This is a genomic window from Psychrobacter sp. UBA2514, assembly GCF_002341255.1.
GTDB lineage: Bacteria > Pseudomonadota > Gammaproteobacteria > Pseudomonadales > Moraxellaceae > Psychrobacter > Psychrobacter pacificensis.
In genome coordinates this window covers 40,192-53,055 of the sequence record NZ_DDNS01000023.1, presented here as the reverse complement: position 1 = coordinate 53,055, position 12,864 = coordinate 40,192, and the positions used below count along the sequence as shown (strand labels likewise).

Annotated in this window: 10 protein-coding genes; 6 read left to right on the top strand and 4 right to left on the bottom strand. The window is 42.1% G+C overall.

All coding sequences use genetic code 11. The annotated features are described in order from the left end of the window. Nucleotides 1-370 precede the first annotated feature (370 nt). Nucleotides 371-1,819 carry an outer membrane protein transport protein gene (locus B3V51_RS08115; protein ID WP_286708221.1) on the top strand — a complete coding sequence of 483 codons (1,449 nt, stop codon included), beginning with the start codon at nt 371-373 and terminating at the stop codon, nt 1,817-1,819. Nucleotides 1,820-2,282: 463 nt separating this feature from the next. On the opposite strand, the gene putP is transcribed toward B3V51_RS08115, so the two are convergent. Together putP and B3V51_RS08105 are read right to left on the bottom strand one after the other, a co-directional pair. Next, the gene (gene putP, locus B3V51_RS08110) at nt 2,283-3,782 is read right to left on the bottom strand and encodes a sodium/proline symporter PutP (RefSeq protein ID WP_286708220.1); all 1,500 of its coding nucleotides are present in this window, start codon (nt 3,780-3,782) and stop codon (nt 2,283-2,285) included. A 475-nt stretch (nt 3,783-4,257) separates the two neighbouring features. After that, nucleotides 4,258-5,130: a LysR family transcriptional regulator gene (locus tag B3V51_RS08105; RefSeq protein ID WP_071001286.1), complete on the bottom strand. Its 873-nt coding sequence runs from the start codon at nt 5,128-5,130 to the stop codon at nt 4,258-4,260. Nucleotides 5,131-5,602: 472 nt separating this feature from the next. Between B3V51_RS08105 and leuC the strand changes: the two genes are divergently transcribed. From leuC to B3V51_RS08080, 5 genes are all read left to right on the top strand, one after another. Further along, nucleotides 5,603-7,021, top strand: coding sequence for a 3-isopropylmalate dehydratase large subunit (gene leuC / locus B3V51_RS08100; protein ID WP_186474764.1), 1,419 nt, complete (start codon nt 5,603-5,605; stop codon nt 7,019-7,021). Between the two features lie 141 nt (nt 7,022-7,162). Then, complete coding sequence (leuD, locus tag B3V51_RS08095) at nt 7,163-7,813, top strand: 3-isopropylmalate dehydratase small subunit (RefSeq protein ID WP_071001288.1); 651 nt, start codon at nt 7,163-7,165, stop codon at nt 7,811-7,813. A gap of 171 nt (nt 7,814-7,984) precedes the next feature. Further along, complete coding sequence (locus B3V51_RS08090; protein ID WP_286708219.1) at nt 7,985-8,704, top strand: hypothetical protein; 720 nt, start codon at nt 7,985-7,987, stop codon at nt 8,702-8,704. A 39-nt stretch (nt 8,705-8,743) separates the two neighbouring features. Then, on the top strand, nt 8,744-9,847 hold the full coding sequence (leuB, locus tag B3V51_RS08085; RefSeq protein ID WP_414706375.1) for a 3-isopropylmalate dehydrogenase: 1,104 nt from the start codon (nt 8,744-8,746) through the stop codon (nt 9,845-9,847). A gap of 294 nt (nt 9,848-10,141) precedes the next feature. Next, entirely contained in the window at nt 10,142-11,407 is a 1,266-nt protein-coding gene (locus B3V51_RS08080; protein WP_286708217.1) for a L,D-transpeptidase family protein, read from the top strand. 256 nt (nt 11,408-11,663) lie between these two features. Here the strand turns inward: B3V51_RS08080 and infA are convergent, their stop codons facing one another. Next, on the bottom strand, nt 11,664-11,885 hold the full coding sequence (gene infA / locus B3V51_RS08075) for a translation initiation factor IF-1 (RefSeq protein WP_021814850.1): 222 nt from the start codon (nt 11,883-11,885) through the stop codon (nt 11,664-11,666). A gap of 121 nt (nt 11,886-12,006) precedes the next feature. After that, the gene (gene truA / locus B3V51_RS08070) at nt 12,007-12,846 is read right to left on the bottom strand and encodes a tRNA pseudouridine(38-40) synthase TruA (protein ID WP_071003569.1); all 840 of its coding nucleotides are present in this window, start codon (nt 12,844-12,846) and stop codon (nt 12,007-12,009) included. Between the last annotated feature and the right edge of the window lie 18 nt (nt 12,847-12,864).

The window sequence follows — 12,864 nt, the reverse complement described above, 5'->3', positions numbered from 1 at the left end:
ACTACTTTTGCAAGAGGTCTACTGTTTGCTACTAATATAAAAAAGCGATCCTTTAAGGGTCGCTTTTTTATTATGTGTTGTTAGAAATCACATGTAACAGACTATAGGTAAAAATATTTATTTTCTGACTATAGACCTCACCGTAAAAATCACATTAAAGACAAAAAGTAAACTACAGCATTTTATTTATATCTTATATGTACTGTTCAGTCATAATTGAGAAATAAAGCACTTTAAATGTTGTTTTAGTGTCAAAAAGCTATTAGTATTCAACTTAGGACACGACTTTGAGACTCTCAATGTTAAGCGCAGCAATGCTATATATTGATTATCAAAGTAGTAATACAACAAGGACCGTTGGAGATACATAATGCGCACTACCTTTCACTTGAAAACCCTTGCAGTAGCAATCGCTACTCTCTCTGTCGCTAGCATTACTAATGCTGCTGGTCTTGATCGTTCAGGCCAGGACGTCACTGCTTTCTTTCAAGATGGTACCTATGCAGAAGCCGTCTATACTTATATTGATGCTGATGTAAGTGGTTATGATAGTGCTAACACTAACCCTTCTCAAAATGATTATGTACGTGGTGATAAGACAGGTGATATTGCTGAGTCTTATGACTTTTTCCGCTATGGCGTGAAGACTGATATCAACGACACGTTCAGTGTGGGTGTGCTATATGACGAGCCCTTTGGTGCTGCTGCTGAATATACCCAAAGTAACTTCGTCTCAGAAGGAGATGTCGACGCTTCTATTGCTTCTATTACTAATGGTGCAGCGCCAAGTCTGGCAGCGGCACAGGGTGCAATCGGTGCTCTGGCTGCAGGAGAAACAGCGGGTGTTTTGACTCCAGAACAGCAGGCTCAGTTAGACGGATTGCGTGGAGCAGTAGCAGTAGCACAAGCTGAAGCAGGTAATGCAGGCGAAAATACTAATGTAGAAGTCCGTAGCCAAAGCTTGACTGGTATTCTGGGAATGAAATTCGGTGCCAATAAAAACTTCCAAATTTATGGTGGTCCAGTTGCTCAGCGTATCCAATCTGAAACCAAGCTGCGTGGCTTAGCTTATGGACCTGCTACTGGCTATACGTCAAACAGCAATCCTGATATGGATTATGGTTATATCGCAGGTATTGCCTATAGCAAGCCTGAAATTGCTCTAAAAGCAGCGTTGACTTATCGTTCTGAGATTGATCATGATATAGATATCTCTGAGAATTATCCTATAGCAGGTATTTTGGCTCAAGGAGCTGCTTTGCAGCAAGGAGCGACTCCAGCACAGGCAGCGGCTATAGGGGCTGCGGCTGCTAACCGCAACAGTAATTATGAGATTACAACCCCTAAATCAGTCAACTTTGATTTCCAAACAGGTATCAATCCGACTACTTTAGCAACGGCAAAAGTGCGTTGGGTACCATGGAGCGATTTTGTCATCACACCACCATTATATAATGACGTTAGTAAACGTAATTACGGCCCTGATGGTTTGGACTTGGTTGAATACGATGATGACCAATGGCAAGTGGAGCTTGGTCTTGCCAAGCGTGTTGCACCAGCACTTGCTATCAGTGGTACTGTGGGTTGGGATAGTGGTGCCGGTGATCCAACAACGTCGTTAGGTCCTGTCGATGGCTATTACAGCGTCGGTCTTGGTGCCAAATACAACGTGACGGAAAACTGGGCCGTGTCTGCTGGTGGTAAATACTTATGGTTCGGTGATGCAAAAGGTCGTCTACCTAGTGGAAAAATCGTTGGTGATTTCCAAGATAATGATGGTTATATTGCTGGTTTGAAGATTTCTTATCAGGGTAAATAATCGATTTGTATCTCCTGTAGACAATAAAAAGCGGCCTATCATAGGTCGCTTTTTATTGATTCCAATATTTTGAAGTGAATAAAAACTCTTAGATATGGAAAGATATTTAGAGTGTTTTACAGAGAGTAAATTAATAACTGATAGCTACAACCTACTTACTACTCATATGTTGTTATACGTGTGATATCTGCCTTCCAGTTGATTGAATGATAAGCAATGTATCCATTGTCGCTACCTATATGATAGTTAGCTATCCATATAGGTAGGGGCATGTTTAGACAGATTCATTTGGCAATAGTACATAGCTATTCTATTAAGAGTAGATACTCATAATAGAAGGTTAGAGCAGCCTTCCTACTTATAATAGTAGCTACTTACATCATAATTAATAGCTACCAATAAAAAAACTCGCCATTAGTGGCGAGGTTTTTTTATAGTGATAAGGTCAAGTTACTGTATAAACCTACTTGTTCAGGTTCAATTCCATCTCTTTGTATTTAGCGGCGACTGATTCTCTTGGACCGCCCGTCATGATACTGACTACAAAAATAGCGATGGTACTTAAGATAAAGCCTGGAACAATAGCATATAACCAGCTATTTAGTGCCATACCATCTATTTGGAAAGGACCATAGATCCATAAGATAACCGTCAATGCACCCACAACCATGCCGGCAACAGCGCCATTACGGTTCATGCGGCGCCATGTGAGACTGAAAATAACCAACGGCCCAAACGCTGCACCAAATCCTGCCCATGCGTTTGATACTAGGTTCAATACTGAGCTGTCTGGATCAGAAGCTAACAAGATAGCAACAATGGCGACCACGACAACTGAGATACGTCCAACCAATACTTGACGAGCTTCTGGTGCATCTCTGTCAAAGAATAGTTTATAAACGTCTTTGGTTAATGAGCTTGATACTACCAATAGCTGCGATGAGATGGTACTCATGATGGCCGCTAAAATCGCTGCTAATAGGAAACCTGAAACCAACGGATGGAATAGGAACTGAGTGAATACTAAAAAGATAGTCTCAGGATCATCTAACGTCATAGCTGTCTTTTGTACATAAGCACGACCAGCAAAACCAGTCATGAGCGCACCAATAAGACTGACAATCATCCAGCCCATACCGATATTACGTGCAGTAGGCACATCTCGTACTGAGCGGATTGCCATAAAACGCACAATAATATGCGGCTGACCAAAATATCCTAAACCCCATGCCATGAGTGAAATGATACCGATGATACTCATACCGCTAGTAATATTTAGTAGGCTTGGATCAATGTTTCTAACGGCTTCAGTCGTGGCTGAAACACCGCCAAGATCTGTAAAGGCAACGAGAGGTACAATGACCATCGCAAACAGCATGATGATACCCTGAACAAAGTCAGTCATCGATACTGCTAAGAAACCACCGAATAGCGTGTAACCGACAACGACGCCAGCAGTCACCCAAAGTCCTGTGGTGTAAGATAGGTTAAGTGAACTTTCAAAAAGCTTACCACCGCCTACGAGACTTGCCGCTGTGTAAACAGTAAAGAATAAAATGATAACCAAAGCGGAGATTACACGCAGCATATGCGATTTATCTTCGAAGCGGTTGGCAAAATAGTCAGGCAAAGTAATAGCGTTATCAGCGACTTCGGTATAAACACGAAGACGCGGTGCTACGATGATATAGTTTAAGAAGGCACCAAGGGTCAAACCAAGTGCGATCCAAATACTCACCACACCATCTGCATACATATAGCCTGGTAGTCCGAGTAGCAACCAACCTGACATGTCCGATGCGCCTGCTGAAAGTGCAGTAACTGCTGGACCTAGATTACGTCCTCCTAAAAGATAACCCTCGGTATCATTGGCTTGCTTAAAATAAGCATAAACACCAATTCCAATCATCACTAAAAAATAGGCGCCAAGTGATATAAGCACGCCACTAGAAACTCCGTTCATATAAGTTATCCTTAACCAACATCGTTGGCTTTAATTATTTTTTAACTATAAAAGTTCTGTCTTAAAAGACGATGCCTCAAACAAAATATCTCAAACAATGTTTAAAGACAAAAAAAGCCATTAATTAAGACATAATGGCTTTTTTCAGTATCTTTTGTAGTTTTATATGATTGATGTCGTTATATGGCTAGCACTCATATAGAGATAGAGAACAATGGGAACCTCGCATTCCACTTATCTGCTGTTATTGCTCGCATCTGCTATTTATATATGAGTATTAGCAACCTACATAACCAATCAGCGAAACCATTAAACCTACTGTTAACCATCATATCTTACTAGAAGTATTCAATATATGACTATCAGTGTCCTTGTGGTAAATTTTTGTTATTAAAACAACGTCAAGCATATTATAACGTATGAGAGTCACGAATGCGAATAGCTTAAATACCTAAATTGTTGTATTGGGAGGTTTTTACTCAATCGGCGCCAGCAAATCTAGTAGTGCGGTTACGCTACTAGATTGTGTTAGCTTCGGATTGATAACCACACCTAAATAGCGTTGTAACTCAATGTTATCTGCCATATCTATACGTTCCAAATCTTGACTGACCATAGTTTGCGGAAGGACTGACCAACCCAGTCCAACAGAAACCAGCATTCGAATAGATTCAAGCGGATTGGTACTCATCGTGGCATAAGGTTTTAGGTTATGCTTAGCAAACTCAGCCAAAGTAATCTGACTGGTAAAGGTATTGGCAGACGGTAGAATAGCAGGATAGCGTGCTAACTGCTCTAAAGTGACATTAGATTTGGTCGCTAGAGGTGATAATGTCCCTGTCATAAAATATAGTGGATCTGACCAAAGCGTATGATAGGTTAGGCGCTTATCATATACAGGCGGTAGCGTGACAAACGCCAATGACAGATCGCCGTCCAGTACTGCTTTGTGGGCCTTTTCTGAGTCAACAAAATGAACTTCTAACTGAACAGCAGGATAAGTCTGAATAAAATGCTTAAGCACGGGTGCTAGATGATGTAAACCAATATGATGGCTTGTACCAATGACAAGCTTGCCAGAGACGATATGCTGAGAATGCTGCAAGTTAATCTTAAAATTCTCATAATCTTCCAACCAGCGTTTTGCATGTGGCAGCATCTCAATAGCAGCCTGCGTGGGTACAATCCCGCGGCCTACAGTATCAAACAAAGTAATGTTAAACTCATCTTCTAAGTTTTTGATGCGCTTACTGACGGCAGGCTGAGTGATGAACAGCTTTTCTGCGGCACCTGAAATACTGCCAGTGTGCATAACGGTAACGAATGTCGTCAAGTTTGTGGTGTTCAAACGGATTTCCTTAGCTACTTTATGAGCTATAAATAAAAGTGGGCTGAGCCAATGATAACGTATTAAAAATAAAAGTTTGCATCTGGTTAAAAATCATCAATTATTATTATAGGATTTGCCTGCTATAATCACAAGATATCAAGGCGTATTGTCACATATTTATTCTTTTAAGTTGATTATTTGCAGTCTCAAGCGTGTTTAGGCGCTGCTTATAGCCACAAATCTAAAATTATTAATGAATAATATTTATACTACACAAAATATAGCAATTCTAGAATATATATTTCAATATCATTGATTAGGTAGAAGTTATTGCAAAATGATGCTCTCACACAAATCATAAAGAGCTATCATGCAGTTAAATACGACATTATAGATAAATCTAATCGTTAATTGAACAAACAGAACCTTAGCTTACCAACAGGTGAGCAAGCGAAAATCAAGTCAGTAGTAATTAATAAAGGATAGCATCATGGCCGGTCAAACTTTATATGACAAACTTTGGAATGCTCATGAAGTCACCAAGCGTGACGACGGTTCGAGCTTAATTTATATCGATCGCCATCTGTTGCATGAAGTGACGAGTCCACAAGCGTTTGAAGGGTTGGAGCTTGCCAATAGAGCACCATGGCGTTTGTCTGCCAATATCGCCAGTCCTGACCACAATGTGCCAACAGTCACCAAAGAGCGCTCAGCAGGTGTCCCTGGTATTAAAGACAAGGTATCACGTCTGCAGGTTGTCACATTGGATGAGAACTGCACCAAATTTGATATCGCAGAATTTACAATCAACGATGCGCGTCAAGGAATTTTGCATGTCGTTGGTCCTGAGCAAGGTCTTGTATTGCCAGGTATGACCGTTGTTTGCGGTGATTCGCATACAGCGACACATGGCGCACTTGGTTGCTTGGCACATGGTATCGGCACTTCTGAAGTTGAGCACGTATTGGCAACGCAGTGCTTGATCCAAAAGAAATCAAAAAATATGCAAATCCGCGTCACTGGTCAACTTGGTGCGGGCGTGACCTCAAAAGACGTCGTGCTGGCCATTATTGCGAAGATCGGTACGGCAGGCGGAACTGGACATGCGATTGAATTTGCAGGTCAAGTGTTTGAAGACATGAGTATGGAAGGTCGTATGACTGTCTGTAACATGGCAATTGAGGCTGGTGCTCGCGTGGGTATGGTGGCCGTTGATGATACGACGATAGACTATGTTAAAGGTCGCCCGTACGCGCCAAACGAGTCACAGTGGCCACAAGCTGAAGCCTACTGGCGTACATTATATTCAGATGATGACGCAGTATTTGATACCGTGGTTGAGATCGATGGTAGCCAAATAGCACCGCAAGTATCTTGGGGTACCTCGCCTGAGATGGTCGTTGATATCACCCAATCGGTACCGACACCTGACCAAGCCATTGATGAAGCCCAAGAAGAGGGTTGGTTACGCGCATATACCTATATGGGTCTAGAAGCTGGTCAGAAAATCACGGACATTCAGCTTGATCGTATATTTATTGGCTCATGTACCAATTCGCGTATCGAAGATTTGCGGGACGCTGCAGCAGTTATCAAAGGACGCAAAGTGGCTGATAATATCAAAGAAGCCATCGTTGTTGCAGGCTCTGGACAAGTAAAACTACAAGCAGAGGCTGAAGGTTTAGATGCTTTGTTTACCGAAGCGGGTTTTGAATGGCGTGAGCCGGGTTGTTCAATGTGTCTTGCCATGAATGCAGACAAACTTGAGCCGCAAGAGCATTGTGCATCGACGTCTAATCGTAATTTCGAAGGTCGTCAGGGTAATGGTGGTCGTACGCATTTGGTCAGTCCAGCAATGGCAGCTGCAGCAGCGTTGGCAGGTCATTTTGTAGACGTTCGTACGTTTTAAGACTGATAATAAGTAGCTGACATCATGCTTATATCAACGATAAATATATGAGCATGGTGTCAAAACGGTAAAAATTTATTTACTGTTTAATACGCTTATCAAGATCGTCAGCCAGCAAAAATATAATTGATAGGAAATTTTATGCAAGCTTATAACACCCAAACCGGTATCGTTTGCCCACTTGATCGCGCAAACGTCGATACCGATCAAATTATCGCAAAACAGTTTTTGAAGTCTATTAAACGTACAGGCTTTGGCGTGAATTTATTTGATGATTGGCGCTATCTTGATGAAGGATATCCAGGCCAAGACCCCAGCACACGTGTTATCAATCCAGACTTTGTATTGAATAAACCTCGCTATCAAGGCGCTACTATATTGCTAGCACGCAGAAACTTTGGCTGCGGCTCTAGTCGTGAGCATGCACCTTGGGCACTTTCTGAGTATGGCTTTCGTACGGTTATCGCACCAAGCTTTGCTGATATCTTTTACAATAACTGCTTTAAAAATGGCATGTTACCGATTGTACTAGATGAAGCAATTGTGGATACTTTAATGAAGGCGACTGTTGCTAATGAAGGCTATGAGCTGACGGCAGATCTTGAGCGTCAGGTAGTCATCACGCCAACAGGCGAAGAGTATGCCTTTGAAGTGGATGCTTTTCGCAAACATTGCTTGTTAAATGGGCTAGATGATATCGGTTTAACCTTGCAGCAAAGCGATGCTATCAAAGACTACGAGCATAAAATGATGCAAAAAACGCCGTGGATCTTTAACGACGTACGCGCTTAGGTAAGGATTTTATGATGCCTTGCTCACAAAACTGCTGGCCAGTCGCAACGCATCGTTGAGTTATGGCGGTGAACTGGCTAAAATGAAGGGTAGTTTTTACCATACTTTATTATCTTTCTTATAAATTATCTTTCTTATAAATTATCTTTCTGATAAACAGTAGCCGCCATTATGAATAAAAAACGTTATGCTCTATCGACAAGTACGATTGTTGCTGCAAGCTTATTTTTGTCAGGCTGCCAGCTATTGACGGGCTATCAAAAAATAGATGAGGCAGAAAGTGCGAAAGCGTGGGTAGGTAAGATCCAACCCGTTGCTGGCGAAGTAAATATCGCGTGCGTGGGTACTTACCACTGTGAAATCGTGCAAATAGATAAGACACTGGTTATTTCTCCTGATAATCATGAGCCAATTAATCCTCAGATTGTAGAGGCTTTACCAAGTTATAAAGGTACTGCAACGCCCCAAATGAGCATAGAGATGACACCGCTCATGAGTAAAAACTCTATAAAGATAGTGCCACTAGCCGCATCTGGTATGCCAGGGTTGACCAACTATTATGCACGGGTGATGCCTGCAAAACGTGAAGTCCATGTCAATTTTTATCCAGAGAATAACATGGGATACGTTGAGCGTTTTGCGATGATTCATGATTTTGCGGACGCAGGTACTTACGAGTTACGTGCTTATCAAAAGAAAAGTAGTGAAAAATCTGGCAGTTTGTTGGATACAGCGTCGCCTGAGCCTTTATGTATTGATCTATTACAAGGTAATAAGGTGCAGCGCCGATTCTGTAAACAGTTAGAGTCTGAGCACCAAGGTGAGTTTGTAGAGACAGGCATGGTCAGAGCAGTGACGTCAGCATCTAAACCTAAAACGACCACAGCGTAATAAAAATTAATTGATAAAAATATGTCCAAAAGGATTAGTATGGCAACGATTTTAACATTAGCGGGCGATGGTATTGGCCCTGAAATCATGACTCAAGCCATTGACGTGCTCAAAGCCGTCAATGAGAAGTTTTCACTTGATTTGACATTAGAGTCTGGATTGATTGGTGGTGTGGCTATTGATGCCACAGGTGAGCCTTTACCTGATGAAACATTAGCGCGTGCACGTGCAGCAGATGCTGTATTATTAGGCGCTGTCGGTGGCCCTAAATGGGATACGATTGAACGTAGTAAGCGCCCTGAGCGCGGTCTGCTTAAAATCCGTGGTGAGCTGGGTTTGTTTGCCAATTTACGTGTGGCAAAGCTTTATCCGCAGCTAGCCAATGCGTCAAGTATCAAGCCTGAAATTATATCTGGTTTAGATTTGCTGATTGTTCGCGAACTGACGGGTGGCATTTATTTTGGCGAGCCACGTGGTATTCGCACACTAGAAAATGGTGAGCAGCAAGGCTATAACACGATGGTGTATAGCACCAGTGAGATTCAGCGTATCGGTAAAGTTGCTTTTGAGTTAGCAAAAACCCGTGCCCAAGCCGCAGGTACAGCTGCCAAGGTATGTTCAGTAGACAAAGCCAACGTCTTAGAAGTGACTGAGCTGTGGAAACAAACAATGATTCAGATGCAGCAAGCAGAGTATAGCGATGTGGCGTTATCCCACATGTATGCTGACAATGCTTGTATGCAGTTGATCAAAGATCCTAAGCAGTTTGATGTCATGGTAACAGGCAATATGTTTGGTGATATCTTATCTGATGAAGCGGCAATGTTGACCGGTTCTATTGGTATGCTGCCATCAGCGAGCTTGGATGAGAATGGCAAAGGTATGTATGAGCCATGTCATGGTTCTGCGCCTGATATCGCTGGGCAAGATAAAGCCAATCCATTGGCGACTATTTTGTCTGTCGCTATGATGCTGCGTTATACCTTTAAGCAAGAGGAAGCCGCACAAGCGATCGAGCAAGCAGTCAGTGAGGTGCTTGATGATGGTCTGCGTACGCTTGATATTTTAGACAGCAGTGAAGCTGGACTCAAGCAAGTGGGCTGTCAAGAGATGGGGCAAGCGGTATTGGCTAAACTGGTATAAGTCAGCTAATCTAATGTAGACCATTTTAAGGTAGTTTTTACAGTTTAATCTCGTTCATTTTATACCCATAAGTTGCTGAGCAATTTATGGGTTTTTTCTGTTATATGGTATTGAGTCATGCCTTATTGTAAACGGATCAGTGCGTTTGTTCACCCTCTTAACAAATGCACAGTAGGAAGAGTCAGTTATTAACATAAAGCTGTTAGGGAATAGTGGCAAGACTATGGCAATATATTTCTATAATAAATTTTTCGATATTTTTTGATATATGGTAACTATTTAGGGAGTTTTTTTATGTCTCAATTACTTAAGGTTAGCAGCCTTGTTATAGCGATGGGTACAACGTCCGCATTATTAGTAGGTTGTAGTAGCAATGCTAATAATAGCGCACAAACGGCTAATGACAGCAAGTCGTCTAATAGTGGTATGACAGGCACTACAACAGATAATAATAACCATGCAGGAACCGAAGCAAAGATGAGTACTAGTAGCAACCAATCTACTAGTAACCAAACTAATAGCAACAGTATCGATGCTGATACGATGGACAGCACGATGGCTGATAGTAACGATATTAGTCCAGTAACCAACGGTGTTAGTCAGCAAATAGAGGGTAATAGCAAAGCCGCAAATTCGCTAAATGAATTACTAACCAAAATTGAATACAGTACAGAAAATCTATCAGAAACTGCTAAAAAGGTAAATGAAGCAACATGGAAAGCTGATACCAAAATTGATCGTAATGTTGCTACCAAATTACAAGCGCTACTGAACTGGAATCATAGTGGTGTGGGTGCAGTGGATGGCTATTGGGGCAAAAACACGCGTAAAGCCATGCAAGCTTTTCAAAAGGCTCAAGGATTACCAGTAACTGAAGCGGTCAATGAAGAGACGTGGCAAGCATTGACTAAGAACTCTACGCTTACTTCACAGCCTGTATTGGTCAGTTATCAGCTGACAGATGCTGATGTGAATGTCAAAACTACCCAAATTCCTGCTAGTGCTGAAGCCAAAGCCAAGCTAGATGGTATGTATTATGAAAGCGTCCTTGAAGCCTTGGGCGAAAAATTTCATATCAGTCGTGATTATCTCAAATCGCTTAACCCAAATGCCAGCTTTAAAAGTGGCGAAACCATCATTGTCTATAACCCAGGAAACCCTAATACAACACCAGTGAGCCGAGTGGTCGCTGATAAAGACACGCAAACCCTATATGCATACGATGACAGTGACAATCTGGTTGCCAGCTATCCAACCACAGTAGGTAGCACAGCAACACCTTCGCCAACGGGTACGCATAAAGTCAAAGTCAAAATTCACGAGCCAAATTACACCTATACTAGCGATAATGGCAAAAAATCTATTATCCCGCCAGGCCCTAACAATCCCGTTGGTGTGGTATGGATAGGCCTTAGCAAACCATCGTATGGCATTCATGGATCACCCGATCCTGAACGTATCAGTCGTCAGGCATCAGCAGGTTGTGTTCGCCTCACTAACTGGGATGCACTGAGCCTATTAGGTGTTATCAAGAACGATGCCACTGTCGAGTTCAAATAACTCATCGTTTAATTATTTCATAAAACGCAGACAAAAAAATACCGCTGAAATTTAGCGGTATTTTTTATGGTAAAACAAACAGCGAACACTAAATAGCTAAAACAGTGATAGGCAATAATGAGCAGGTTAGCGTTTTCATTATTATTATCAGTCAAACTACTCAAGCGTCTATATCAGCTATCAGCGATAAAGTAGCTATTTGGTTATTGGCTGTATTTTTATAAATACTTTTATAACCATATGGGTTGGCGAGTATTTAGTTTTTACCACGGTAAGTAATACGACCTTTAGATAGGTCATAAGGGGTCATTTCAACCTTAACTTTGTCACCTGTCAAGATACGAATATAGTGCTTACGCATCTTACCTGAGATGTGTGCAATGATTTCGTGTCCGTTTTCTAAACGAACTTTGAACAAAGTGTTAGGAAGGGTATCAATGACTTCGCCTTCAAATTCGATAATATCGTCTTTTGCCATAATTTGTATCAATCAATTAAAAATAAGCCCATATTATACGTAAGTTAGCGGATTAAAGCAATACAGAACCTGGTTTTGACTTGACAGCATGTAAGTGATATGTATGCTAATTTACACTGATTTAGTCAGGTAAGTTTAACCAAATCGGTGTGAGGGGTGCTTGCGGCAATAGGCGCTGGAAATGCTCAGGATAATAGGCATTGATGAAATACAAGCCATCCCCTGAGGCCGTAGGCGGCGCAATTGTCCGATCCTCTTTGCTCAAAATATTTAAAAAGTCTGCTGGTTCTAGCTCATGTCTGCCAATCGCGTATAGCGTACCCATCAAGTTACGAACCATGTGATGCAAAAATCCATCTGCCTGTATATCGAACACTATAAACTGACCATGAGCGAAAAGGTCGGCATGACTGACGGTACGTACTGGCTGATTGGACTGACAGGCTGCCGCACGGTAGCTGCTAAAATTGTGAGTACCAACGATATCGGCAGCTGCCTTTTGCATCGCTGCTAGGTCTAAAGGCTCATAGATATGGGTAACCTGATGATTGAGTATTGCAGGGCGCTGCGCTTGATTAAGGGTGATATAACGATAACGACGAGCAATCGCACCAAAACGCGCATGGAAATCAGCTGGCATCGGCTGAATCCAGCGCAAAGCAATATCGTCAGGTAGTAGGCTATTGACACCCCGTAACCAGTTATGAGTAGGGCGATACGCATGCGTGGTAAAATGAGCAATCATATTGCTGGCATGGACACTGGCATCAGTACGTCCAGCGGCGATGACTTCGACGGATTCATTGGCGACCTTGCCGATAGCGGTTTCTAGTGCTTCTTGTACACCCAGCACTTCTCGTTGCCGCTGCCAACCATGATAGTGCGTACCCAAAAACTCAATCGCAATCGCCAAAGTATAGGTTGGTGAACGTTCAGGTTCGATAGTTTCAATCTTAGACATTTTGGTTTCTAAGCTTAT

Coding starts and splice junctions, on each gene's coding strand:
- B3V51_RS08115 (WP_286708221.1), top strand. CDS start 371: ATGCGCACTACCTTTCACTTGAAAACCCTTGCAGTAGCAATCGCTACT.
- putP (WP_286708220.1), bottom strand. CDS start 3,782: ATGAACGGAGTTTCTAGTGGCGTGCTTATATCACTTGGCGCCTATTTT.
- leuC (WP_186474764.1), top strand. CDS start 5,603: ATGGCCGGTCAAACTTTATATGACAAACTTTGGAATGCTCATGAAGTC.
- leuD (WP_071001288.1), top strand. CDS start 7,163: ATGCAAGCTTATAACACCCAAACCGGTATCGTTTGCCCACTTGATCGC.
- B3V51_RS08090 (WP_286708219.1), top strand. CDS start 7,985: ATGAATAAAAAACGTTATGCTCTATCGACAAGTACGATTGTTGCTGCA.
- leuB (WP_414706375.1), top strand. CDS start 8,744: ATGGCAACGATTTTAACATTAGCGGGCGATGGTATTGGCCCTGAAATC.
- B3V51_RS08080 (WP_286708217.1), top strand. CDS start 10,142: ATGTCTCAATTACTTAAGGTTAGCAGCCTTGTTATAGCGATGGGTACA.
- infA (WP_021814850.1), bottom strand. CDS start 11,885: ATGGCAAAAGACGATATTATCGAATTTGAAGGCGAAGTCATTGATACC.
- truA (WP_071003569.1), bottom strand. CDS start 12,846: ATGTCTAAGATTGAAACTATCGAACCTGAACGTTCACCAACCTATACT.